Source organism: Ornithinibacillus contaminans, from assembly GCF_001038425.2.
Taxonomy (GTDB): domain Bacteria; phylum Bacillota; class Bacilli; order Bacillales; family Amphibacillaceae; genus Ornithinibacillus; species Ornithinibacillus contaminans.
In genome coordinates, this window is record NZ_LDPV02000010.1 from 34,484 (window position 1) to 59,819 (window position 25,336).

The window sequence follows — 25,336 nt, forward strand, 5'->3', positions numbered from 1 at the left end:
AATATCTGCTTTCCTTTATTCACTATATCGACATCGAAATTAAATTGTAAAGTAATGGGAAGTTAACGAAGTAAAATTTCCAGCATAATAAATCAAATTACCTATTTTAAAATGGATTATTCTAGTTAAAATAACCTATTTAACTGAACTGAAATCAAGAATTCTTTTCATTTCAATAGGACCACGGTATAATTTTTAGCTATAAGACAAATTTCCCATATCAAAATACATACAATGGAGGTTTTTTCATGAAGATTGGAATTATGGGTGCAGGTTCCTTAGGTACCATCATTGGAGCTCATATCGCTAAAGGAAATGAAGATGTAGAATTAATCGATGTGAATAAGGAGCATGTGGATGCACTAAACCAAAACGGGGCAACTATTACTGGTACCATTAATGTTACACTTCCAGTAAAAGCCATTACACCTGATGCAATGACAGGTACATATGATTTAGTGTTATTGCTAACAAAACAAGTATATAACCACGATGTGTTAACAAACCTTAAGCAATATTTACGTGACGATAGTGTTGTATTATCACTACAAAATGGTGTTCCCGAAGAATCATTAGTAGCGATTCTAGGAAAAGATCGTGTAATTGGTGGTTCAGTTGAATTCGGGGCAACCTATGTAAAACCTGGTGTATCTGAATTAACTACAACGGAGGAAGCATTCAAAGGAAATGCATTCCAAATTGGTGAATTAGACGGATCTATCACAGATAGAGTAAACACTATTAAACAAATCTTGGATTTAGTTGGAGAAACTAAAGTAACGGATAATTTAGTTGGAACAAAATGGGCTAAATTGTTAGTAAACGTTGCAATGAGTGGTATGTCAGCTGCTTTAGGCTGCACATTTGGTGATGTGTTAAATGATGATATCGCAGTAACTAGTGCTGTTCGTTTAGCAGATGAAACAATCCGTGTTGGACAAGCTGCAGGCGTTGAATTTGCTGAGTTAGCTGGATTCAATCTAGAAATTTTCAAACTTGCACAAGATAACAGCAACCTACCAGTTGCCATTGGCTTTGCACGAAAAGCATTTGCTCCACAAGCATTATTGCGTGCTAGTATGCTACAAGACTTAGAAAAACAACGCAAGACAGAAATCGACTATATTAATGGCGTGGTATCCACAAAAGGTAAGGAAGTTGGCGAAGCAACACCATTTAACGATTTACTCGTTAGCTTAGTAAGAAAAGCAGAAGATACAAAAACAGTGCCAACCTTCGAAGAAAATCTCGTTCACTTTAAAGAATTGCTTTCATAAAGACAAAAGCGCAATGCCCAACTTGATGGCATTGCGCTTTTTTCCTATATCACTTGCCTGCCCCAGTGTCTGTGCTTCGCTACTGCTTTCACAAACTCCTTCGCAAACCAATCAATATTATCACCCATGATAACGCCGGGTCTATTTGCATAGCGATTAATTTCTAACCACTTCTTCCCTTCCCCAGTACCACCAATCGTCTTTTTATGCTTAAACGCTTCATCTAGGAAATAGGCTACATCCTTGTTAAACTTCATATTATTTCTACTGCCCCGGACCATGTAAACAGCATCATATAATACAGAATCCATCGTAAATATATTCTGGGTTGCCTCAAGCTGTACACCATTTGTGCCAGTCACTACACCAATATCCTCGCTTATGATTTCTGGAACTAGCCCATTTGCTTTCCATATATCCAAGACTCGTTTTACTTCTGGGCCATTAAAGCCATCGGTTACGATGACAGCTACCTTCCTTGTCTTCGCGGATTTGACAGTATTTAATTGGCTCAAAGCAGGTGAGGATTTTGTCACATTTGACCCGCCACTAGTTGGCGCCTTCACTCCGATATTTTTGGCTACAGTTTGCGCCAGTCCTAAGTTAACATTGGCATACATATCCACTACCTGCTGCCTAACGGACTTGCTTTTAACTTTTCCTAACTCAAAGCTAAAAGCATCAATGATATGCTGCTTTTCCGGATCACTCATGCTGTTCCAAAATAGTGTTGCTTGGGAAAAATGATCAGCAAAGCTTTCACTTCTAGCTCTTACCTTCCTACCCTCAACCTTTTCCTGATACGTCTCATAGCCACCCTGCGCCGGGCTTGCTGGGGTCGGGGTATTTCCGGCTAACGAATTTCGGTGATAGGCTACCTTCCCTAGATTGATTGTTTGACGCCCAAACCCATCACGTTGATTATTATGGAACGGGCAGACCGGTCGGTTAATCGGAAGCTCGTGAAAGTTCGGACCACCGAGACGAATTAGTTGCGTATCAATATACGAAAATAATCGCGCCTGAAGCAGCGGATCATTCGTAAAATCAATTCCAGGAACAACATGCCCTGGATGGAATGCCACTTGTTCTGTCTCCGCAAAAAAGTTATCAACATTTTTGTTCAGGGTCATTTTCCCGACGAGCCTCACAGGTACATCTTCTTCTGGCCAAAGCTTTGTTGCATCTAAAATATCAAAATCAAACTTGAATTCATCTTCTTCAGCAATTAGTTGAAACCCTAATTCATATTCCGGATAATTTCCCTGCTCAATCGTATTCCATAAATCATTGCGATGAAAATCCGGGTCTATTCCTAACAGCTTATGGGCTTCCTCCCAAATGAGCGAATGCGTACCAAGTGTTGGCTTCCAGTGGATTTTCACAAAAAATGCTTTTCCTTGTGCATTAACCAACCGGAACGTATTGACACCAAAGCCCTCCATCATCCGGAAGCTTCGTGGTATTGCACGATCAGACATAATCCACATAATCATATGGGCTGATTCCTGATTATTCGCGACAAAATCCCAAAACGTATCATGAGCAGTCGATGCTTGCGGAATCTCATTGTCAGGCTCTGGCTTAAAGGCATGCACAACGTCAGGAAATTTAATGCCATCCTGGATAAAGAAGACCGGGATATTATTGGCGACTAAATCATAATTCCCTTCGTCTGTATAAAATTTCGTCGCAAACCCTCTCGCATCACGAGCCGTGTCTCCAGAACCTCTTGACCCATTAACCGTCGAGAACCGCACAAAGACTGGTACCTTTTTACTCGTATCCGTTAGAAATTTTGCCTTCGTAAATTGCTCCAGACTTTCGTATAGCTGAAATTCTCCATGTGCTGCAAAACCTCTAGCATGGACGACCCGCTCTGGGATTCGCTCATGGTCAAAATGCGTCATCTTCTCCCGGAAGTGAAAATCCTCCATAAGTGTCGGTCCACGCTCGCCTGCTTTTAAGGAAAATTCATCCTCCGACATCCGTAGCCCCTGATTCGTCGTTAAGAACTTCCCCCTGTCATCGACCCGAAATGCTTCTAGTTGTTCGTCCTTCTCGTTTTTATTTCGTTCATCTGACATCCGCCAAACCTCCTTCATTCATAAATATGAAGGTTGCTTGGGATTTATCCTATGAAATATGTCAGACTAACTAGCGAATAGCCACTATAAATGAAAAATCCATTTCCGTATACAAACAGAAATGGATTCCCCTTTACTTCTCTAGCTTATAATTTTTATGGTTAATAACCGTCTTAATTGGCTCATCACGGACTTCGTTTCTGCCAAGCTCAACAATAACGGAGTTTTCACGGACGATAAGCACCTTGCCCTTTTTTCCTTTGTTATCACCGTTTGTAATCTGAATCATATCGCCTTCTGTTGCCTTTTTCACATCTTCTGCCATGTCTTATTCTCCTTTTAAATGCTATTTCTGTTGCCATTTCATTCTTGTTAGTATTCTCTTGTCAGGAGCCTGAATTCAAAAATGCCCGCAAAAGATTCACGTGTTTAAAGGAAAAACATTCCTACTATTCCACTAAGAATACCTACTAGGACCACCGCTGCTGCCACAAAGAATAACACTCTTTTCGGGAAAGACTTTCCTACCATTAACAAGGATGGAAGACTGATAGTAGGTAATGTTATCAATAATGCCGCTGCTGGACCTCCGCCTAAGCCAAATGCCATGAATGTTTGGATGATCGGGATTTCAGCTGCTGTTGGAATGACGAAAAGCATGCCCGCAATAGCAAATAGGCAAATTGCGATAATGCCTGTTGCCGCCTGATCGCCCATCTGTGGGAATAACCAAGTACGCGCTGCACCTAGTAACAATACAGATAATACATATGCTGGCACAATATATAGCACCATCATTCCCATGGATCTCATCCATCTCTTTAGGAAGGAACCTGCTTCTTTTTGTTCTGCTTCCTCCATCATTTTATCCATTTCCACAGTGTCTAGCTTCGGTGCAAATCGATTCGCCAAATAACTTACCCCGAACACGATAACCAGACCCGCCACGAAACGTATAAGCGTAAATTTCCACGATAAAACAAACATCATAAATACTAAAGTAGCCGGATTCAGCGCCGGATTACCTAACCAAAAGGCAAGCGTTGCGCCAACCGATGCCTTTTTCTTTCGCATCCCAACTGCCACTGGTGCTGCACAGCACGTGCACATCATGCCTGGCAGTGATGCAAGACCGCCTATTGCTGTACTACCAAAGCTTGTCTTTCCTAAAACCCTTACTAACCAATTTGTTGGAATCAACACTTGTAATAATGAACCAAGCAATATCCCCAATAAAGCAGCCTGCCATACCGATTTAAAATAAACAATCGCATAGTCCCATGCGCTCTTCCAGGATGCATTTGCTGTATTGTCACCTAAAATCGATGCACCAATAGAATGCGTCGTTCTTGCTATATCAGCCTTATGATAATATGGCACCCATTTCACATATGCCAAACCCGCGACTGCAATAATGATAAATATAAGTGCAAAAATAACAGTTTTCCTGTGATTTGCTCGCCATGAACTAGCTATATTTGCTTGAGCCATTCGCATTACCTCCAACTATAAATTATAGCACAAAGGGTCGTTCTGCTCTTGAAATTCGCTCTACTAAATTAACGAGAATATCGCCTTCAAGGTATTATTTTCCAACAAAATGTTAATCCCAATTCCAATGAAAATAATAGGTACAATAAAACGCCGATAGTTGTTAATGACCAGGTCAATATTGCCTACACGTGCTAGTCGCATGCATATTCCGCTCCAAATCGGAATCATCAAGGTAAAGGTTACAACAGCAATAAGTAATTCCTTAACGTGTAACGATGAAAAATATGGAATAAAAATAGCCAGTTCTTCCGCCCCACCTGCAATAGCAATAAGTGCAACTCGAAAGATCCAATTACTAAAAATAGCCGTTTTCATCAGGATTTTGTCATCATCATCTTCTTCCTCACCGGAAAAAAATTCAATAATCCCGACTGCGATTGGAAGGATACCTAGAAGACCAACCCACTCCCTTGTAATGAATCCTAGCCCATATACTGCAAGTAACGTCATGATTAACACTAGCGTCATGCCAATTTGTTGCCCAACAAACACATCACGCACATCTTTTTCTCTTTTCGCCATGGAAAATAAGATTATTAAGAGTAGCATTTCATCAATTCCTGTTGCTATAAATGTCATTGCCATTGTCAGCACAGTTAGCATATAAATTTTTCTCCTTTATCCAGAATCATCGCGTTGGCGTAAACAATAACTTGTCCTAATAGTATATTAAAAGAGTCCGATTTAGATGAGTGGCATTCGCAAACTTTTATAATCAAAAAAAGTGACGTATCCTATTTAAAAGGAAACATCACTTTTAATCAAACGTTTGTTTTATCTTTCGTTGTATACTACTCCATAAATACGACATCGACACATTACTTCCGGCGAATAATTTTATCGATTATTCCGTAGTCCTGCGCCTCTTCTGCACTCATAAAATAATCTCTATCCGTATCGTGTGCTACCTTATCAACTGGTTGACCAGTGCGTTCAGCAATAATTTCGTTTGTATGACTCCGTAATTTGAGAATTCGTTTGGCAGAGATTTCGATATCGGTTGCTTGCCCCTTTGCTCCACCAAGTGGCTGGTGAATCATAATTTCACTATTCGGAAGTGCATATCGTTTTCCCTTCGTTCCAGCAATAAGTAACATCGCACCAAATGACGCTGCCATACCGGTGCAGATTGTACTAATATCAGGCTTAATATGTTCCATCGTATCAAAAATAGCGAATCCAGCTGATGTTGAACCACCTGGGCTATTGATATAAATGGAAATATCCTTTTCTGGATCATCCGCCTCTAGAAATAACAGCTGTGCAACAACACTATTAGCCACCTGATCATTGATTTCGTCCCCGATTATGATAATCCGATCCTTTAACAAGCGTGAGTAAATATCATAGGAACGTTCGCCACGACTTGATTGCTCGATAACATATGGTATCGTACTCATTACAAAATTCCTCCCTTTTTTATGCTGCCATACAATTAAGATTACGAGAAGGCCCAGAGAATTTTGTGCAGGTTGGCTCTGTTGCTTTAGCAAGTGAAGGTATCGCTGAGATGCAGTCAATTAACACTGCCGGGTCTTCCATACGAAGGGATTGATAGAGTACATTTGACAATAGCTCTTGTTCCGCTTCACTCCAGTATCCGTCCAAAACCTGTACCCGTGCCTCTCTATCCATTCGTTTCTTGGCTCGATGAAGCAGAGATTTTACAGCCATCTCGGTCGTATTTAATACAGCTGCAATTTCTTTAGATTGGAACTGAAACGCTTCTTTTAATATAAAAATTACAGCCTGCTTTGGTGTAAGCTGATTTAACAAATGTTGTACGGAATCTTGAATGTCTGCTTTACTGGATCCAGTAGCGTTATCTGGAATATCTTCTGTAACTCCAATTACCTCCTGTTTTCTTTTGCGAAATGTATCGATCCAGTGATGATAAGCAATTTTATTCAGTAATGCTGGCGTCAAATCAGTTGGGGTATAGTACTGAATAGCTTTTAGGAGCGTTTCCTGAACAAGATCATCCGCTTCCGTCTTATTCTTGGTTAGAAAGCGAGAATACTTTTGAAGCCCACTGTACAATTGTTCTAATTCCCTTTCATCTACTTGGCCCTTTTCACCTTCATACTTGATATTTCTGGCTGCCATCGTGCTACTCACTCCTTATAAACCTCTCTAACCCTTTAAACGAAACAACAAGAAGAAAAGATACGGGGCAAAGAAATTTTTTTATTTTTTCATTGCTTATGTTTATCATACGCACACTGTTCCGCTGAATACTTAATTTCATTCACGTCTATTGTTTCGTTTAGTGTACGCTACCGCTCCATTTATAGCTATTAATAACCCGGATAACAATTTATAACGTGCTTGCTCCCAGAATTACCCGTACAAATGCATAGTTACTAGTAGATTTGAAAAAGCTAATAAAATAAGGGGGCGATGTGTAATGAGACGAACCTATCGGAATCTATTTCGAAAATCAACAAAGCCAGAAAAACATATTCAAGTAACACAAACAGAAACATTATCAACTTCATTAGATAACAATATCGCTACCATAAAAAGCAAACTCGGAAATAGCGCAGACCTAGTTTGTCGAGTCATACAGATTGACTCCAGTAATCAAACAGATGCCTATTTACTATACATAGAAAGCTTAATCGATGCCGCATTATTACAGGACTTAATTAACGCGTTACTTCACACAAAGTGGGAGGATCCTAATCAGACTACACTAAAAAGTGATCCGGTTATGTCAGATTTAATCAAAACAAATATTACGGTCGGTGAAGCAAACGAAGCAATCGATTTTGATACAGTACTTACAAACATACTTTCTGGGCAAGTTGCAATCCTTCTTGAAAACGAGTCACAAGCAGTTACCGTAAGTATTCCAGGCTTCGAAAAACGAGCAATTGAAGAACCACAGTCTGCAACCGTTATCAAAGGACCTCATGAAGGATTCACCGAAACCTTATCAACCAATATTTCCTTACTGCGGAGGAGAATTCGAAGTCCTAATTTATGGTTAGAATCAAAGGAAATTGGCAAGGTTACGAAAACAAAAATCATGATTGCTTACATAAACGGGATTGTTAATGAAGACTTAGTGACAGAAGTGCATCATCGCTTGGATAAAATCGATATCGATGCAATCTTGGAATCAGGATATATTGAAGAACTAATACAAGACGAAACATTTTCCCCATTCCCTACGATTTATAGTACGGAAAGACCGGATGCAGTTGCCGGAAAACTATTAGAGGGGCGTGTGGCAATTTTAGTTGATGGTTCACCATTTGTACTCGTCGCACCTAGTTTGATTGTAGAGTTTTTTCAAGCAAGTGAAGATTACTATCAAAGGGCCGACGTCGCAACATTACTAAGGTTTTTACGTTTCTTTTGTTTTTTCATTGCCTTATTAGCACCTTCTCTTTACATTGCCGTGTTAACCTATCATCAAGAAATGCTTCCAACAACATTATTAATTAGTATTGCAGCACAACGAGATGGTATTCCTTTTCCGGCATTTGTAGAAGCACTCATGATGGAGGTTGCCTTTGAAATCCTGCGAGAAGCAGGTGTACGAATGCCAAGAGCAGTCGGACAAGCGATGAGTATTGTTGGTGCCTTAGTTCTTGGCCAAGCTGCCGTGCAGGCTGGTATAGTCTCTCCAGCTATGGTCATTGTCGTTTCCATTACAGCTATCGCTAACTTTTGTTTCCCAGCAATCAATCTAGCAACATCTGTCCGGATAGTACGATTTGGGATGATGAGTTTAGCCGCAGTTTTAGGACTTATTGGCATCATGTTCGGCATCATACTACTTTGTATTCATCTGTCCTCATTACGATCCTTTGGTATCCCGTATACCGCACCAGCTGCACCGTTTATCGTAAAGGACCAAAAGGATGTATTCTTTCGAGTGCCGATGTGGGCTATGTTTTCACGACCTAGGTTAATTAATCAAAAAAATATAAAGCGCACAAAAAGCGGAATGCCTAAACCGAAAACAACGAAACGGAAGTAGTGGAATATATGCTGAAAAAATCGTTATCAATTTTTCTAACTTCCTTGCTATTAATTTCTACTTTAACTGGGTGTTGGAACAGACGAGAAGTAAATGATTTAGGAATCGCGGTAGCACTGGGAATTGATAAACAAGATGATGGTAATTATCTTGTTTCTGTTCAACTATTAAATCCTGGTGAAGTTTCCTCTGCTCAATCAACTGGATACGACACCCCAGTTACTACCTATGCAGCATCCGGAAAAATCATATTTGAAGCCTTACGGAAATTAACACAACAGCTTCCTAATAGGGTCTATTTAGCACACCTTAGAATGATTATTATCGGAGAAGAGGTCGCTAGAGAAGGAATTTATAAGCCGATTGATTTTTTATCAAGAGATCCGGAGATGAGAACGGATTTTTATGTTGTGGTTACAAAAGATAACACTGCTAATGAGGTATTAAATGTGTTAACTAGTCACGAAAAAATCCCTGCCAATAAATTGTTCGACTCCCTGGAATCCTCATCAGAGACTTGGGCGGCCACTGGAAAAGTTCAGTTAAATGAACTGATGGATGATATTGTCAGTGAGGGAACACAGCCTATTTTAACTGCAGTCAAGATATTAGGTGATCCGGATGAAGGAAAAACAACAGAAAATGTATTAACCACAGCTCCAAATGCAATACTGAGTTACGATGGCATGGCTGCATTTCGTAAGAATAAATTAATCGGATGGTTAAATGAGGATGAAAGTAAAGGATTAAATTATATTAAAGGAAATGTAAAAAACACAATCGTTGTTACAGAAATAGAAGATGGACAAGTAGGTGTTGAGGTTACTAATACCCAATGTGAAATAACCCCACATGTAAAGAACGGAAATCCAACGATTGACGTTAAAATAACCGGAAAAGCAAATGTTGCAGATGTTAATACAAGGTTAGATCTAATGAATGAACATATATTTAATGAGATTGAAGAGAAAACGAACGCAGATATTAAAGACACCATTCGGCAGGCAGTTGAAAAAGCGCAGAACGACTTTGAATCTGATATTTTCGGATTCGGCGAGCGTATCCATAAAACCGACCCTCAAAAATGGGAAAAGTTAAAAAAGGAATGGGCCGATGTTTTCCCAGATGCAGCTGTAAATATTACCGTTGATATTCAGGTCAAGCGTGCTGGTACAATAACAGACCCATTCCACCAAGAAATATCTGAGGAGTAGAGACATGCTTAAGACGTTTGGGATTCTTTTACTTTTTCTGATCATTGGATTTATGCAGGTTTATAGATTAGCAAAAGAAAAGCTTTTTCGAGAAATATGGATTTCGATGGTTTTATTAACCTTTGCAGCCATATTAACGATATTGAGGATTCATGATATATCCATCCCTAATCCATTAGAATTAATCGCCATATCGTTAGATCCATTCATTAAATTATTTTAAAAGCCAATAACCGATTTGGAGGATGTATTTTCTTGGAGGAAAAAGTAAAGATTAGCCCATTTCAACTCTCTATTCTAACTATCCTGTTTACTACAGGGACAACTATTCTTGTAACCCCTGCTGGAATGACTGCAGCTGCAAAACAAGACGCATGGTTGTCCTGTGTAATAAGTGTCTTTATCTGTTTAGGCTATGTCTACTTTCTCTACAAATGTGCCACTGGTATGGGGAAGAAAAACTATATCGAATATTTGGAAAGCGTATACGGCAAAGTATTGGGGAAAATTATTGGGCTGTTATATGTTCTGTTCGCATTTATAGGTACATGCTCACTTCTTGCCTACTTTGGTTATTTCACCACAACACAGATCCTTACCGATACACCGATTGAAGTTCTAAATATGTTATTTGCTTTGCTAATCATCATCGTTGTTCGGGCAGGCATAGAAGTCATCGCAAGAACAGGCGAACTGTTAAGCGCATGGTTTTTCATTCTCTTAATCGGGCTCATCATTTTTTTATTACCAGAAATTGAGTTGGAACGTCTAAGTCCTTTATACGAAGCATCTTTTTCAGATCATGCGAAAGCCATCTATAACTTCGTCTCTATTGCTGGATTTCCTATGATCTTGTTTTTGATGTTTTTTCCGAAGAATATTAATCGTCCTGATAAGTCTAAATGGAACTTCTTATCAGGGACGTTTATCGGGACTACTACAGTTACCTTTGTTACCGTTCTTTGTATTTTAGTCTTGGGTGCTTCCACAACTGCAAGACAATTATACCCAAGCTATGTACTTGCTAAAACCATTAGTTTATTCGAGATTATTGAGCGCTTAGAATCCGTTATGGCGGGGATCTGGGTTATATCGATATTCTTTAAATCGGCACTTTATTTTTACGCATGTGTCATTGCCTTTGCACAAATATTAGGTGTGAAAAAATATCAGTTTCTAGTGTTTCCATTAGGAATTATTTCTATCATCTTTTCTGTCATTGTTTATCCCGATATTGAGTATATGCAAAATTGGGATGCCAAATACTGGCCAACATATGCCCTTGTCATGGGTCTAATCATTCCGGTAGCTACGTTTATTCTTGATAAAATCAAGCAAGGAATTAAGAAAAAGAGTAGCGGAACTGCTTGACCAGTAATTGATTACTTCCGCTTCGAACGCATCCCTTTTAATTTGGTAATCTGTTCGTTTTCTAGAAATGATTGATATGCTTCACCATCGATTTCATATAATGCTAGTTTGCCCGATTCATCATAGTGAATTCCCCAGCCATACTTCTTCACCAACGGAGATGCCCGGAAACATGCCTTTGGTTTAGAAAAAATCTCCTCACGCAATGCAGCCAGATTATCTGTTGTGATTTGATATTTCTCTATGTAGGTTCTAAATTGCACATCATCTTGGGTATAGGTATAGGGATTATGTTTAATAAGATTATATTCTATGGATGCAATGGTAGGTTTTTCATTTCTAGGTTGTGGGATAATCGCAGAAGTAGCTGTAGAATCTTCAGAAGCAGTAATAAATGTATTTTTATAGCTCATCTACTATCCTCCTTCCTTTTTTCCTGTATACTCTATTGTAATCACATCTAGCTTAATACTAAACATGGAATACGTTTATTTCCACTAAAAACTTCTAGTATCCTACAAAACTGTGCATGAAAAGTCGGATACCATTAGTTAATTCCTGTTATTCTACTGATAAAGGAGGGTCGCTGATGGATTCGCTCAAGGCAATGAATCACGCCATTGATTATATCGAAAAGAATTTAACCAACACGATTGACTATAAAGAAGTGGCTAGAATAGCACAGTGTTCCGAGTATCATTTTAAACGAATGTTTTCCTATCTTGCTGGTGTATCACTATCAGCTTACATTCGAAATCGGCGCCTTACACTCGCAGCCTTTGAACTAAAGGATAGTAATCCTAAAGTGATAGACATCGCAGTGAAGTATGGCTACCAATCTGCTGATTCCTTTACAAGAGCTTTTCAAAGCCTTCATGGTGTAACACCATCCGAAGCAAGAATACTAGGCAAATCGCTTCTAGCTTATCCGCGGATGACCTTCCAACTTTCCATAAGAGGAGGATCTGAAATGAAATATCGTATAGTAGAAAAAGATGCATTTCGTCTAATTGGGATTATGAAACGAGTCCCCATTATATTCGAAGGTGAAAACCCCGAAATAAACGCCATGTGGAAATCGCTCACGATGGAGAAAATAAAGCAATTAAAGGCGCTGTCCAATGTCGATCCTAACGGAATAATTCAAGCATCAACAAACTTTTCTGACGGACGAATGCAGGAGAAAGGCGAGCTTGATCAATATATTGGGGTAGCTAGCACAAATGAGTGTCCAGAGGGTTTTACTAGTTTAGATGTTCCAGCTTTAACATGGGCAGTATTCGAATCGGTTGGTCCATTTCCTGAAACGTTACAAAACACATGGGGAAATATTTATGCTGAATGGTTCCCTTCTGCTAACTATGAGGCAGTAGAGGGGCCGGAAATCCTTTGGAATGAAAGTCCTGATACAACACTCCTGGATTATCGCAGTGAAATATGGATACCGGTTAGGAAAAAAGCGTAATAAAAGAAACCTGAACTAATTGGCATATTAATTAGTTCAGGTTTTCTTGTTGGTGACGATCACTTTGATAGCATAGTGCGTGAAAATGGGTTAACGCTGAATTATCGGGTGCGCTCGCTGAATTACCAAAATTACCGCTGGAAAACTGGTCTTCCCCGCTGAATTAATTAACCAGAGCATGACGCTATCACAACCCATTTCCTCTAACTTTTCAACCGCAATTGCTGATTTTCTATGACATACACATCATCCGCAACACGCTCCACAAATGTGCGATCATGCGAAACGAGAATAACCGTCCCATCATACCCTGCTAGGAAACGTTCTAAAGCTTCAATACAGAATACATCTAGAAAATTGGTTGGCTCATCTAGTACAAGTACATTGTATTTCCCTAAGAACAAACTACATAACACCAACCGAATTGCTTCCCCACCGCTTAAATCACGAATATTTTTGTTTACATCATTTCCTGTAAAACTCATCGCGTGTAAGACAGCACGAATCTTGCTCTCATTATAGTCACTATTTTCGCGCATATAGGCAATTACTGATTTGTCACTGGTAAATTGATAGCCCATTTGTTGATAAGCACCTATCATTGCCTTTGGCGAAATCGTCAGTCCTTCCCCTTGGCTGATGATATGCTGTAGTAAGGTTGTTTTGCCCGAGCCATTCTTTCCCGTAATCACAATGGTCTTTCCTAAAGGAAACTGAAAACTAGCATCCTGTAGAAGAATTTTGTTTTCCACCTTTAATGTTAAACGGTCGGCCATAATCGGAAAGCGATTGTGTAATTGTAGTACGCTGGATTGATGGAAATGGATTGCTTGCTCCTCTTTTGGTGCTTCCACCGCTTCCATCTGTTCCACTCGCTGTTCAATCGCTTTGGCTGCACGTTGAACGGATTTTTGGCTCGTGTCCTTGGACTTGGTCATAAACATTTTATTCGCTTTTGCTTTCGTGTCTTTTTTGGACATTTGCCCATTTGCTTGCGTAATTTTATCCGCCTTTTTCATCTTCTCCTCGGCGGCTTTTACAAGACGTGATTTTTCCTTCACATATTTTTCATGCTGCTCCTGTTGCTGCTTTCGCTCAAGCTCCTTCTGTTCGACGTAATCCGAATAATTGCCGGTATATTCCGTTACATGCCCATCTTCAACTTCCCAAATTTTTGTAACGAGCTGATCCAACACATACCGGTCATGACTGATGAGTACTAGCGCACCGTAATAGTACATTAATTCATCGATAAAAAACTGTGTTCCTGCAGCGTCCAAATGTGTTGTCGGCTCATCAATTAATAAGCCCTCATGGTAGTTTGAGAATAGTTGTGCAAGCTTCATCCTTGTCTTCTCCCCACCACTAAAATTAGCAATTTCCGTTTTCGGAATAGCTAATTTCCCGCGTAATTCATACTCGATCTCGTCTTCAACAGGTGATGTCAATTGATCAAAATAAGCAAAATCTGCAAACCGTCTCACCTGCCCCTGATCTGGTTTCAACTGACCATTCATTAGTTTCAGCAAGGTACTTTTCCCCGCACCATTCTTTCCTACAATACCAATGCGATCAAATTGATGTACCGCAAGACGTGGTATCGCTAAAATTACTTCATCTAAAAATGTTAGTTCAATATTTTCTAATTCAAGACATACTTTTTCCATACGATTCACTCCAAAATTATAGATTAATAAAAAAACACAGGTCTCTGCCTGTGTAATCGGAGTAAACGGGGGCCCATGGATAAGGAAATTAGTTATGCTGAACTAAACCCAGAGAATGCTCGCTAGGTATTTTTATACAACATAAAAAAGAAAGGCAGAACGCTCCACCTTTCTCAACATGACATTATAATGATATGAAATGAAGATTATGAAAAAAGGACAGACGTATCCCGTTTACTCTGTATGCACAAAACAGAGCCTTTGAACGTATTAAATTACGAGTTCAAAGTTAGGAATCGTAGCTTCATCGCGTGTGTCACCTTTTCATAATCCTCCTTACGTTAATTTTATAGTGCTTATTATAAAAGCCATTTCGGAAAAAGTCAAAAATACTATTAAAAAATGGCGCGTCTATCGAAAAACACGCCATTTTTTTAAGTCGGGACCTAATCCCGATAATTATCATGAATCGGGATAAATAAGTCTTCCGTTGAATTTCGAATCATAGAAAAGTGCTCGACATTATAATGACCATGCAGCGCTTTGTTATGATGGCCAATAATTTGTTCAGCACTAAATAAAATGTTTAAAATTATACCACTAATATTCACTACTTAACTATGATTTTTCGTTTCTAAAGTTAATTTAGTCAAACACAAATCCTAAACACTTCTCTTTCGTAATATGCTTCACGTCAGAAAATCTATTTTGCTGACATTGTTCTTCCATGTTATCAATTAAATAAACATTTTTTGATAAAAATAAAATCTCGGTAGAATCAACTATACTGATTAACGTCTGGCATTCGGTAATTAAAAATTCCCTTCCAGTCTTCACTGCTTTCACTATTTCTTCATCGGAGGAATATCCAGAAAAAGTTGCCATAATTGGATAGTGATCTGAAAAGGAAACATATTCTTTTAGCTGTTTATTACTCAGTATTGTTAGCTTTTCTAAGTGCTGCATTCCTAAGTCTAGGACATCATGAAACAAGATTTCTACATGATCTCCCTTCACCCAGGTAGAAGAGCTAGAGCTTTCAAGGAGATTTTTAAATAGTATTACTAATAATTTTCCATATTGATTTGGAACTCTAAATGAAAGCCCAACCTTTTCCATTAAATCCATTCCTTTTAATAATTGAGTTGCCTAAACTATAGATTGTTAGATTGTTAATCAAATAGCCCTCTTCGAATTAAATTCGCAGTCACTGGTGCTTTCCCAATTTCACGTGACCAGATTGATAGTTGTCCAATGTGGTGAATTTCGTGTGCAATGACATGACGCATGATTTCGCCGTGTTTGAAGCTTTCTTGTTCCCCATTTGAATAGGTTTCGGTGAAGATACGATCCTCCATTTCGTTTGTCCACGCTGATACAAATGGCTTTACTTCTTTATTCGCTTGTCTAGAAAACTCCCGTATCTTTTCTAGGGTATTGCACGTTTCAAATGAAGGATTGAGCTTATCTTTTTCGCCTTTCATATCTAGAATAGTCCAGCTATATTCAACATCAATAATATGAAATAGCGTGTACAAAATACTCCCAATTCCACCAGTACGCTCCTTTAATAATTCCTCTTCTGGTACATCTTCACACCAATTAAACCAATCCTCACGTACCTGCCAGTTGTATTCAAATAATTTTTGCATTCAAACATCTCCCATCAAATAATAAAAAACACATAATTTTCAGACATGACTATTATACCACTAAATTAGACAATGTCCTTCTATAAAAAAGAACGATAATCACGATGGATTGTCGTTCTTTTCGGTAGTACTTGATTACTTGGCAAGCTCATAAATCGCTTGGGCATATAAAGCCGTTGCTTGTAATAGGTCATTAACAATGGCATATTCGTCTTTTTGGTGCATGACATCTTCACGTCCGGGGAACATCGCACCGAAGGCAACACCATGATCTAAAGCGCGTGCATAGGTCCCGCCACCAATCGCTAAGAGTTCTGCCTTTTCTCCCATTTGTCCTTCGTATACTTTTTGCAGTATCTGAATAAGTGGGTCATCTTTTTTTACATATGCAGGCTTAGAAAAACTAAAGTTCTCTAATTGAAGACCTTTTTCTTTCACTGTAGCTTCAATTTTAGCTTTTCCTGCTTCGATATCAAAGGTGACAGGAGTACGCATATTTAAGCCAACACGCCCACCGTCTTCCTGATTATAGTTCATGACTCCAACATTAATGGTTAGATCACCAGAGTCCTCGTCTTCGTAAGTAATTCCAAATACTTCCCCGCGAGATTTTTCATAGAACGCTGCGACAGTATCAACATATTTTTCCCCTGCATCATCCAAAGCTACTGTTTGTAGAAATTTAGCTAAATAGATTCCGGCATTTTTTCCATGACGAGGTTCTGCTGCATGAGCACTTTTTCCGACTAGGGTTAAAATAATTTCACCATTATTCGGAGTTGCCTTTCCTTCTAAACCCGTTTCCTGTATGTACGCTTGATAGTTGCGGATTACTTCCGAAGCTTCATCAGCCACTTTTAAATGAACTTCCGCAAAGTCTGGCACCATATTGTATCTACGTCCAGATGCAAAGGATAGCAATACATTTCCCCCTGCAGATTCGCCAGGCTGTGCTTGCTGTACGATGTCATAATCAGAAATTCCTTTTTCCGCAAAAATGATTGGGAAGTCCGCATCTGGCACAAAGCCTTGGGTTGGCATTTCCTCATGTTCAAAATAATGATCCACACAACGCCAATTACTTTCTTCATCTGTTCCAATAATTAAGCGAACGCGCTTCTGGATTGGTAATCCTAATTCTTGTACAATTTTCATCCCATAATAGGCTGCAATCGTCGGACCCTTGTCATCGCTGGATCCACGCGCATAAATTTTTCCGTCCTTTACAATTCCACTATACGGATCAACACTCCAGCCGTCCCCTTCAGGTACTACGTCTACATGTCCTAATATACCAACCAGTTCTTCTCCTTGCCCCATTTCAAGATGTCCTGCAAGATTCCCAACATTTTTGCTAGAAAAGCCATCTTTTTCTCCTAAATCCAGCATATATTGTAAGGCATCTTTAACACCTTGTCCAAGTGGCGCTTCTGGTGTAGCATTTTCTTCGTCTAGGACACTTTTGATTTGTAGGATTCCTTGTAAGTCTTTTATGAAATCTTCTTTTCTCTTTTGGACTTCTTCCATCCAGTTGATTGTAGTCATATGTAAAACCACTCCTTATTAATTCTTTTTAAAAAAAAGGTTTGTTTTTATTATCTTTATGACTATTGTAACTCTTTTTCTCTTTTTTCCATAATAGTTATCACACCTAACACGTTGAAGGAAATCTAAAAATAGATGCCTTCCCAATGTTGGACAGGCATCTATGATTATCCTCCAGATTTATTTCCAATTTTTCAGGTACATCCATTAAAATGTGTGATTAACTCCCGAGATTGAATGAAGTATATAGTAATTATTTTTTTCTAATCTAGAATTAACTTATCATATTCACTAACTCATATTGACAAAGCTTTACTTCAAACAAGGTGAGCGGATCACGATATATTTCAGGTTTTTCTCGCATCATATCTAAAGAATCTTTATGTTTTTCAATATCACCTTGCACATTCTCACTTACACGATTTAGCACTTCAAACGGAGTGGCGAGAAATTTACTTATATCCCACTCGATTGATCCCTCGAATAACTCTAATTGTTGTAGGAACGGATTGATGATCTCCTGTGCTATGTGACTATAATCTTCATTTTCAACATAGCTTTTAAATCTAGTATGGAGCCTTTCTTTATTTTTCGATATGGATCCTAGGAGTTTCCCAGCCCCTTTTAACAACAACTGAGAAGGGTTATTACGCATCATGATATTTACTTTTTCTACGTGTACCATTCCCCTTGATATTCGTTCCATATCTCTGCGCCAATCATCCAATATCTTGAAGTCACAATCCAATACAATCTTCTCTTCGAAATACTGTTTGGTAAAGCTTTCACTCATCTCATCTAATTTGATTTGACTGTCCTTGAATTCTCTCTCGCAATCCTCAATCCATCCCTGAACGGCATGTTTAAAGTCATATAGGGCCGTGTTTGCCATATAATCTGCAATCCGTCTATTCATTTCTTCATTAAGGTCAACACCTAGTTTTCCAAAATCACTCTCTTCCGTAACCAATTCTGAACAGGTTCGAAGGATTTCAGGAATCTTACTCATCATCTTCTGACTTACTTCATTCTTTATGGTATGAAATGAATTTTTAAATACTGTCACTTCTTCCATTTGTATATCTGTTAACTGATGATGTAAACCATTAATTCTTGCCAGTAGTTCTTCGTTCCAATTAATTTTTTCATGATTGGCATTTTCCATTTCAACTCGTTTTTCAATTAGAAACTCAATCGCATGTTTAATAATATTTCGGATTTTAGATGGACCTGCCACTTCAACGTTGTATTCCTCTAAGATAGGATTCATAAAGGCAGTTAATTCATCTAACACGCCTTCTTTTTCTGCCCATTTCTTAATAGATTCTAAAAGCTGCATTCCCTCTTGTCTGCCATTTTGATAGCGTTCCGTATTCTCAAACCGGTATGCCGCTTCATTAACCAAAGAATCTTCAAGATTTGATGGAAAAATTTCATTCCATGCAAGTATAGTGGAGGAAGAAATAAAAGTATCGGAAACTGATGATATTTCCAACCAATTTAATAAGTGACTTGGTAGTAAATTCGAAAAATCCCTTATCAAAAACCTTCCACTAACTAATTCATCATACGTATCTTTAAATAAGCTAGGAAGCTTCTTCCACATATAGGATTCTTCAACCTTATTTTCTAGGAGAATTTGGTTAATCTCTTCAACCCACTGAAGAAACAAATCACTGTGTTGATAACTATTCCACAATACTTCAGATAGGTTTTCAAATTGATAAATATCGGTACGCAATAATGTCACTAACGCTTCGTTAAAATAACTTGGCACAAATCTACTGGTAAGACCCTGCTCCGCATACCCTTCTAAAACCGCAAACCACGAAAGTAACTTAGTGCGGATAGCTTCGTTTACAGCAAGTTCAACCGCATTATCCCAATCCTGGAATTCCTCAAAGAAAGTCTGTGCGATCTCCGTCACATCGGAATAATCTGGATTTAAATGAACTGCATCTTTAATTGCATCAACAGCTTTTTCAGTTTTACCTTGCTTTATGTATAGTGAAAAAAGTTGCAGTAAGACTTCTGTTTTTAACTCCACCGAATGGGTATTAACTGCCTTGTAGAATTCTTCAGCATGCTCTAATAAACCCATTTCAAAATGGGCATCTGCAATGTTTTTGCGTGTCCATGGAATCAATTTTTCATCTGAAAAATTATCCCATTTATAAATGGCTGCATCATAATCATGATTTAAGAAGTAAACTTCCCCTTGCGCATAACGAATAGTGGACAAATCTGGCCGATCTTTTTGCATTTCATGCTTATACATGTCACCCAATATTTTGATTGGGTGACCCATTTCGTTCTCATCTATTATAGTTTGATAATAGGTTTTATTGATTAGTTCATTTTCAATTGCCACTATAATCCCTCACATTGTTGATTTAGTTTGTAGTCGCCGTTCTCAATCTATCAATTTATTAAACTTACGAGACCTTGAGAAGGTACACTGTATTATAGTAATCGAAACAACTCTCCAGTTTATTAGGATAACGACAGGATTATTTTTATTGTAAATAATGGAAATACTTTAATATGATTCAGTGATTGGGGAATTATCCGCTTTTGATTCAAATACCAACCAACTACCATCTTTCCGGTGAACAAAAAAAGCAGGAATCCTTTTAGGATCCTGCTTCGTTCTTTAATACTAACTGCGCCACACACTCCACATGTGTGGAGTGCTATATGTAGACAAACCATAGCAAATTTTCTTGAGCAGTGGAATTCACCTTTAGTAAAGATTTACAAACGAGTTTTAGATAAAGTGGTTCATTAAAATTTCCAAATACCACTTATCATTTGAGTTTTCAACTCTTTCTTTTAGTACCTCAATCACATGATGTTTCATATGTTTATTTCCAGCGATTTTACCAAGTAATTTATCATTATAATTTTTTAGCCACGATGGTATAAACTTTTTGTAATCAAAATTCTCTGGGTCTACAAAAAAATCATACTCATCATTTATTCCGATAAAATCTTTCATTTTTGAATTATTTATTTCTTTTAAAAAATACCAAACACCAAAGGTACTCATATAGTTGTTAGAAGTAAAAGATTGTATTCCCTTTTCCTTTTGAACAAAATAATCTAACTTTCGTTTCTCCAGATATTCAATAATTAATTCTTCATGCTCTAAACTAAAATCTTCAATTAAGCCTATCCTAATTCCGTTCATTAAGTCATGTATATTTACAACTTTTTTATAATCAAGTATATGACTTTTTGCATTAGTAGAAAGTAGAGGAAATAATTTAAACAAAAAATCAATTTGATTTTGCTTATCTTGTGTTAAATAAAAAGCGATTTCTGAAAGTTTTTTTGAAATAAAATTCTTCTCAAAGTGCTTAATTAGAGCACCATAGTTACTGGAATACAAATTATTTGATGATCCCTCTGAAAAGTTTGGATCATTATGTTTTTCTACCTGTGACACTAAAAAATCTTCAATAATGGGTATTATTGACTTGGGTAATCCATTACATATAGTTAATCTCTCTAACCATACATAACGTTTTCCTATATCCAAATCTCTCTCAGGAAAATAAAACAACAATGCTTTCACTATTTTCCCAAGTCCCTCTTCAGATAGTTTTACATATTTAGCAAAATAGAGTGCTGCTTTTGCTTCCGTAATAAACTGAGTATAAAAAACGACGTTCATTCCATTAGCAGAAAATTGCTTAGTAATTTCTTCTGCTATACCAACTAAGTATTCTTCTATTTTTTCCTGTTCACCAAACCTAATTTTATCAATTGAGCTACTTCTCTCAAGATTCTTTATGTCATCAATTTTAAAGTTTCTCGATATATTAATAAAATCGTAATAACCAATAAAAAAACCTGTTTTCCTTCCCCCAAAAGAGAATCCAAATTCATCAATATCCCTCGTTCGCTCATATTCAGCCTTTTCAATTAGTAGGCTCATTGAGTTTCGCATATATTGATGAAATTCATAAAAAGAAACAGACCATAAACAATTTTCATATAAAAACCGTAAATTATCAGAAAGCCGAAGAAGAACAACAATATCAGATGACATTCCAAAAGAATAAGACCCGTTACTCATTTCAGAACGCACTTTATTAGTCAATTCAAAAAGTTTTACAGTATCATCATATAAAAACTGATTATCACTTAAAAACTCAAGTATCTTATATTTCTTTTGAAACTCAAATGGCATACCACTAAATAAATCACCAATACTAAAATTTGTCATTTCCCTTTCAATCCTAGCAAGAAATTCATCAGTAAATGGTTTATAATGCCTCCCAAATGTTAATAAACCAAGACCATTGAACTGTGTTACAGCTTGTGTTATTGATTGATAAATCCTATATCTATTTATTTGTGATAGATAATGTACACACCAATTTGATTCATCTATAGAATTTAAGATGATATTTGAATAAAGGTTATAGGATTCTTCCCACCTACCTAGACACGCAAGAAAAAATGCTTTTTTATAATCATCCTCAATATTTACCGATTGTTCTTCAATAAATTTCTTCATTTCATCATATTTGCCGTGATACGCCAAACTATTAATCTCTATCGAAGTATTCAGAGTACCTGCATCTTTCGCCATACAGATAACTCCATTCTTCTCAAAGAAATTAGAAAGAGCATTAAACTTTTCACATTGTTTTTTGGAAAGTTTACTTCTCTCATCGCAGTTCTCTCTTAATTCAAAAAAACGCTCCATGTAACCAAAGCCCTTATTCTTATGCCGAACAACAGTACCATTGACTTCAAAGTGATAATCGTATTCAAAGACATGTTTGAGATCAATTTTACGAATATACTGAAGTGCAAATAATGGGCTTATTTTTCCGTATATATAATCAATTACTTCGTCGTCTTTTGTGATAAATTTATTTTCTTTTGATTCAATAAGAAGATCCATTACTGCTGAATAGCGTTCTAAATAATCAGATTCACTACTATCTATCAAACTAGCTGCATCAATTATTCGTAATCCTTTATTTTCGTAATAGATTGAAGTGTCATTTTCAATGGGCGAAGGATCTGTTCTAATAAAAAACGGTTTATGAAAACTGTCCTTTTGTAACTTTCTTACCCAATTTAACAACATATTAATATTATAATCTCCTAAACCATAACCTATGAAAACAATGGTATGCGTTGCAATTATTGTCTTCATAAGATTACTGATAAGAGGATAATTCTGATCATAATTCAGATAGTCATCTTCCTTTAAAACTACACTTTCCCCTTTATAACCCCGTCTAAAATCCCCATGAACCTTTAGTAAATACCTTGATGAAGTGGCATTAGCAACGTCTTCTTCAGCACTTATTACACTAAAATATTTCCCTCTCTTCCAACAAGCAGTATCAATCAAATTATCATAATTAGTTGTAATTACATGTGCTGGGTTCATAGCTAATATCTTGTCATGTATTGGATTCGTAGGCTTATCTACCTGAAAAAAACCTTTTAGTATACCATCAAATGCCATTTCACCTTTGACATTATAAAATATTTGAGGAATTCGAAGATATTCATCAGAAGAATAGTTCCCTTTCTTTGGACTCCCATAGAGCTCTTCATGATACTTATCTACCAACCTCCACCATTGAGGATAATCTGAAAGTGTTGAAACTCCCGCACCAACAAAAAAGACGAGTTTTCCATTCCTTGAGGATTCTGTGATTTCTTTTATACATTCAACTACATTATTGTCCAATATGAGAAACACCTCTTTTTATTTTTCTGAATACCTTTTTACTTTACAAATCCACCTTCACCATCAACAATTCCAGTTATCGAGCTACCTTCTGTAGTTGAGATGTTTAAATTAGTTACTTGTGCAAACCCATCCTCTATTACTTCCAATAAGTCAATAACAATCTTTTGGTTTAGATAGGTAGTAATGGTAATACAAATTCTCTCTCAGTTTCTTTCATTGCATTTCCTCCTCATATGGAATAAAAGAATCTCTTTCTTTCTATAATACTATATCTTCACAAAAAGAAAGGGGTTGTGCCTATGGATAAAGACACATTCTTTACAACGAAACCATCTATTCGAATCAAAGAGATAAACCAACTGTTACAAAAGTACGACTTGAAGAAAGTAGCCGAACTCATCGGTATTCCATACAGCACTTTCACGAAAGAAATGAGAGTGGGTGATTACTTTTATCACCAGTCGGACAAGCAGTATTACCCATTCGTGAGATCAGAAGACGAACGGTTAAAAGTAGATCAGAAGGATGAATCTGACGAACTATCCTTTATCAAGGAACACTTTGACGCTTTAAAAGGTTTACTCCAAATGTACCAATCCAATAGATTATTGGTGCTTGATGGAAGGATTTACAGTAAGGAAGCCAAGTATGAAAACAAAAGTGTTAAAATGAACAACGATCTTTATGATGAATTTAAGAAATTCTGTGAAGAATACTATCCTCAATACAAAATCCAAGATTTAATTTGTCAATCTTTATTGGATTTTCAAAGCAAATACAGTCGGTAACGAGAAAAAGAGCCCATAGGCTCTTTTTCTAACTGATTCGATGTTGTGGTACAAAATTTACAAATGGAATGTATAATAACAACAGTCCCCCAATTAAGTTATCTATATTATACACATTATTATTTGCATGGAAAAATGCTGAGCGAAAAAAGTTCAGAGCGTTTCTTTTTAATGTCTTATTCAACAAAAGCCCCGCTACTTTAAGTCCATTCTTTCACAATATCTTTCGATTCCTAGTTCTTCCTATATCAATAAAAATTCTTCACTTCAAAAGTTCACCTATAGCGACTGGAAAGTGTTCCTCAGCCAAAATTTTAACGACTTTTGCATATTCCTGAATTTCCTTCTGTGCATCGTGCTCTAAACGTTGTGATAAGAAATGAGCAACACCCTGAAGCGAAGATGTCCAATACCACCTTACATACATTCCATAACTAGGCAAGAATAGACGTGATTGTTCTGCTGCTATTCCCATTTCTAGTGCCTCACTATATAACTTCTCGCCTTCTTCGATGTACTTAAGTAATTTTTTTGTTAAGTATGCACCTTCTTTTGATTCAATTGGCTCACCGCTACCTTGTTTTGAGTTTGAAGGTGCTGAACGCCATTCATCGTCCTTTGGAACATAGAAAGTCGGTTCCTCAGTAACATATCTACGGCTCGATTCGTTCCAACCATCCATAACGTGATCCGAACCCACAACATACTTCCACCATTGACGAGCTACCATCAAAGGGGCATAAACTTCGAATTGTAACATTGCGTGACGGAAAGGAGAAGTATGCCCCTCACTTGCAAGAAACTTAATTAAACGCTCGTCCTTTGACGACATTTCGTTACTTTCTTTGTCATATGAAACACGGGCAGCATTAGCCACTGTTAAATCATTACCCATTTTATCAACGAGTCTTACATATCCTTTATCCAAAACTTCAATCATTTTCTTTTCCATTGTAAATCCCCTATTCTGTTTATCTAATTTTATTGTAATCTGCCTTCT

21 protein-coding genes and 1 pseudogene are annotated in these 25,336 nt (G+C 37.4%); 7 read left to right on the plus strand and 15 right to left on the minus strand.

The window, feature by feature from the left end; all coding sequences use genetic code 11:
* Positions 1–248 precede the first annotated feature (248 nt).
* Complete coding sequence (locus JF53_RS01980) at positions 249–1,277, plus strand: ketopantoate reductase family protein (protein ID WP_047981857.1); 1,029 nt, start codon at positions 249–251, stop codon at positions 1,275–1,277.
* A gap of 44 nt (positions 1,278–1,321) precedes the next feature.
* Here the strand turns inward: JF53_RS01980 and JF53_RS01985 are convergent, their stop codons facing one another.
* The 6 genes from JF53_RS01985 to JF53_RS02010 form a co-directional block, all read right to left on the minus strand.
* The gene (locus JF53_RS01985) at positions 1,322–3,364 is read right to left on the minus strand and encodes a catalase (protein WP_047981858.1); all 2,043 of its coding nucleotides are present in this window, start codon (positions 3,362–3,364) and stop codon (positions 1,322–1,324) included.
* A 133-nt stretch (positions 3,365–3,497) separates the two neighbouring features.
* Positions 3,498–3,689 carry a DUF2187 family protein gene (locus tag JF53_RS01990; RefSeq protein ID WP_047981859.1) on the minus strand — a complete coding sequence of 64 codons (192 nt, stop codon included), beginning with the start codon at positions 3,687–3,689 and terminating at the stop codon, positions 3,498–3,500.
* A gap of 104 nt (positions 3,690–3,793) precedes the next feature.
* Positions 3,794–4,855: a permease gene (locus tag JF53_RS01995; RefSeq protein ID WP_047981860.1), complete on the minus strand. Its 1,062-nt coding sequence runs from the start codon at positions 4,853–4,855 to the stop codon at positions 3,794–3,796.
* Positions 4,856–4,918: 63 nt separating this feature from the next.
* Positions 4,919–5,521: a cadmium resistance transporter gene (locus tag JF53_RS02000; RefSeq protein ID WP_047981861.1), complete on the minus strand. Its 603-nt coding sequence runs from the start codon at positions 5,519–5,521 to the stop codon at positions 4,919–4,921.
* A gap of 215 nt (positions 5,522–5,736) precedes the next feature.
* Positions 5,737–6,318: an ATP-dependent Clp endopeptidase proteolytic subunit ClpP gene (clpP, locus tag JF53_RS02005; RefSeq protein ID WP_047981862.1), complete on the minus strand. Its 582-nt coding sequence runs from the start codon at positions 6,316–6,318 to the stop codon at positions 5,737–5,739.
* Positions 6,319–6,337: 19 nt separating this feature from the next.
* The gene (locus JF53_RS02010; protein ID WP_047981863.1) at positions 6,338–7,024 is read right to left on the minus strand and encodes an RNA polymerase sigma factor; all 687 of its coding nucleotides are present in this window, start codon (positions 7,022–7,024) and stop codon (positions 6,338–6,340) included.
* 301 nt (positions 7,025–7,325) lie between these two features.
* On the opposite strand from JF53_RS02010, the gene JF53_RS02015 reads away from it, so the two are divergent.
* From JF53_RS02015 to JF53_RS02030, 4 genes are read left to right on the plus strand one after another with little or no spacing between them, the layout of a single operon-like run.
* A complete protein-coding gene (locus JF53_RS02015) occupies positions 7,326–8,909 on the plus strand; it encodes a spore germination protein (protein WP_157052443.1) in 1,584 nt (527 codons plus the stop codon).
* Between the two features lie 8 nt (positions 8,910–8,917).
* On the plus strand, positions 8,918–10,123 hold the full coding sequence (locus tag JF53_RS02020; RefSeq protein WP_236686892.1) for a Ger(x)C family spore germination protein: 1,206 nt from the start codon (positions 8,918–8,920) through the stop codon (positions 10,121–10,123).
* 4 nt (positions 10,124–10,127) lie between these two features.
* A complete protein-coding gene (locus tag JF53_RS02025; RefSeq protein WP_047981865.1) occupies positions 10,128–10,346 on the plus strand; it encodes a hypothetical protein in 219 nt (72 codons plus the stop codon).
* A gap of 32 nt (positions 10,347–10,378) precedes the next feature.
* Positions 10,379–11,494: a GerAB/ArcD/ProY family transporter gene (locus JF53_RS02030; protein WP_047981866.1), complete on the plus strand. Its 1,116-nt coding sequence runs from the start codon at positions 10,379–10,381 to the stop codon at positions 11,492–11,494.
* 11 nt (positions 11,495–11,505) lie between these two features.
* Here the strand turns inward: JF53_RS02030 and JF53_RS02035 are convergent, their stop codons facing one another.
* Positions 11,506–11,907 carry a DUF6157 family protein gene (locus tag JF53_RS02035; protein ID WP_047981867.1) on the minus strand — a complete coding sequence of 134 codons (402 nt, stop codon included), beginning with the start codon at positions 11,905–11,907 and terminating at the stop codon, positions 11,506–11,508.
* A gap of 176 nt (positions 11,908–12,083) precedes the next feature.
* Between JF53_RS02035 and JF53_RS02040 the strand changes: the two genes are divergently transcribed.
* A complete protein-coding gene (locus JF53_RS02040; protein WP_047981868.1) occupies positions 12,084–12,959 on the plus strand; it encodes an AraC family transcriptional regulator in 876 nt (291 codons plus the stop codon).
* 203 nt (positions 12,960–13,162) lie between these two features.
* Here JF53_RS02040 and JF53_RS02045 read toward each other — a convergent pair whose 3' ends face one another.
* From JF53_RS02045 to JF53_RS02070, 7 genes and pseudogenes are all read right to left on the minus strand, one after another.
* Entirely contained in the window at positions 13,163–14,626 is a 1,464-nt protein-coding gene (locus JF53_RS02045) for an Msr family ABC-F type ribosomal protection protein (protein ID WP_047981869.1), read from the minus strand.
* Positions 14,627–15,072: 446 nt separating this feature from the next.
* A pseudogene (locus JF53_RS17130) lies at positions 15,073–15,207 on the minus strand (cysteine hydrolase); the annotation flags it as partial.
* Between the two features lie 64 nt (positions 15,208–15,271).
* Positions 15,272–15,745 (minus strand): DUF2691 family protein, encoded by a 474-nt coding sequence (locus tag JF53_RS02050; protein ID WP_047981870.1) that lies wholly within the window; start codon positions 15,743–15,745, stop codon positions 15,272–15,274.
* Positions 15,746–15,798: 53 nt separating this feature from the next.
* On the minus strand, positions 15,799–16,278 hold the full coding sequence (locus JF53_RS02055) for a DinB family protein (RefSeq protein WP_047981871.1): 480 nt from the start codon (positions 16,276–16,278) through the stop codon (positions 15,799–15,801).
* Between the two features lie 135 nt (positions 16,279–16,413).
* Complete coding sequence (gene pepV, locus JF53_RS02060) at positions 16,414–17,823, minus strand: dipeptidase PepV (protein WP_047981872.1); 1,410 nt, start codon at positions 17,821–17,823, stop codon at positions 16,414–16,416.
* Positions 17,824–18,097: 274 nt separating this feature from the next.
* Entirely contained in the window at positions 18,098–20,194 is a 2,097-nt protein-coding gene (locus JF53_RS02065; protein ID WP_047981873.1) for a tetratricopeptide repeat protein, read from the minus strand.
* Positions 20,195–20,590: 396 nt separating this feature from the next.
* On the minus strand, positions 20,591–23,545 hold the full coding sequence (locus JF53_RS02070; RefSeq protein WP_047981874.1) for an SIR2 family protein: 2,955 nt from the start codon (positions 23,543–23,545) through the stop codon (positions 20,591–20,593).
* A gap of 302 nt (positions 23,546–23,847) precedes the next feature.
* Here JF53_RS02070 and JF53_RS02075 point away from each other — a divergent pair, with 302 nt between their 5' ends.
* Positions 23,848–24,336, plus strand: a complete 489-nt coding sequence (locus JF53_RS02075; RefSeq protein WP_047981875.1) for a hypothetical protein — start codon at positions 23,848–23,850, stop codon at positions 24,334–24,336.
* Positions 24,337–24,598: 262 nt separating this feature from the next.
* Here JF53_RS02075 and thyX read toward each other — a convergent pair whose 3' ends face one another.
* Complete coding sequence (gene thyX / locus JF53_RS02080; RefSeq protein ID WP_047981876.1) at positions 24,599–25,288, minus strand: FAD-dependent thymidylate synthase; 690 nt, start codon at positions 25,286–25,288, stop codon at positions 24,599–24,601.
* Positions 25,289–25,336: the final 48 nt, after the last annotated feature.

Bases quoted from the DNA above. Each gene is read 5' to 3' on its own strand.
- JF53_RS01980 (WP_047981857.1), top strand. From the start codon at position 249: ATGAAGATTGGAATTATGGGTGCAGGTTCCTTAGGTACCATCATTGGA.
- JF53_RS01985 (WP_047981858.1), bottom strand. From the start codon at position 3,364: ATGTCAGATGAACGAAATAAAAACGAGAAGGACGAACAACTAGAAGCA.
- JF53_RS01990 (WP_047981859.1), bottom strand. From the start codon at position 3,689: ATGGCAGAAGATGTGAAAAAGGCAACAGAAGGCGATATGATTCAGATT.
- JF53_RS01995 (WP_047981860.1), bottom strand. From the start codon at position 4,855: ATGGCTCAAGCAAATATAGCTAGTTCATGGCGAGCAAATCACAGGAAA.
- JF53_RS02000 (WP_047981861.1), bottom strand. From the start codon at position 5,521: ATGCTAACTGTGCTGACAATGGCAATGACATTTATAGCAACAGGAATT.
- clpP (WP_047981862.1), bottom strand. From the start codon at position 6,318: ATGAGTACGATACCATATGTTATCGAGCAATCAAGTCGTGGCGAACGT.
- JF53_RS02010 (WP_047981863.1), bottom strand. From the start codon at position 7,024: ATGGCAGCCAGAAATATCAAGTATGAAGGTGAAAAGGGCCAAGTAGAT.
- JF53_RS02015 (WP_157052443.1), top strand. From the start codon at position 7,326: ATGAGACGAACCTATCGGAATCTATTTCGAAAATCAACAAAGCCAGAA.
- JF53_RS02020 (WP_236686892.1), top strand. From the start codon at position 8,918: ATGCTGAAAAAATCGTTATCAATTTTTCTAACTTCCTTGCTATTAATT.
- JF53_RS02025 (WP_047981865.1), top strand. From the start codon at position 10,128: ATGCTTAAGACGTTTGGGATTCTTTTACTTTTTCTGATCATTGGATTT.
- JF53_RS02035 (WP_047981867.1), bottom strand. From the start codon at position 11,907: ATGAGCTATAAAAATACATTTATTACTGCTTCTGAAGATTCTACAGCT.
- JF53_RS02040 (WP_047981868.1), top strand. From the start codon at position 12,084: ATGGATTCGCTCAAGGCAATGAATCACGCCATTGATTATATCGAAAAG.
- JF53_RS02045 (WP_047981869.1), bottom strand. From the start codon at position 14,626: ATGGAAAAAGTATGTCTTGAATTAGAAAATATTGAACTAACATTTTTA.
- JF53_RS02050 (WP_047981870.1), bottom strand. From the start codon at position 15,745: ATGGAAAAGGTTGGGCTTTCATTTAGAGTTCCAAATCAATATGGAAAA.
- JF53_RS02055 (WP_047981871.1), bottom strand. From the start codon at position 16,278: ATGCAAAAATTATTTGAATACAACTGGCAGGTACGTGAGGATTGGTTT.
- pepV (WP_047981872.1), bottom strand. From the start codon at position 17,823: ATGACTACAATCAACTGGATGGAAGAAGTCCAAAAGAGAAAAGAAGAT.
- JF53_RS02075 (WP_047981875.1), top strand. From the start codon at position 23,848: ATGGATAAAGACACATTCTTTACAACGAAACCATCTATTCGAATCAAA.
- thyX (WP_047981876.1), bottom strand. From the start codon at position 25,288: ATGGAAAAGAAAATGATTGAAGTTTTGGATAAAGGATATGTAAGACTC.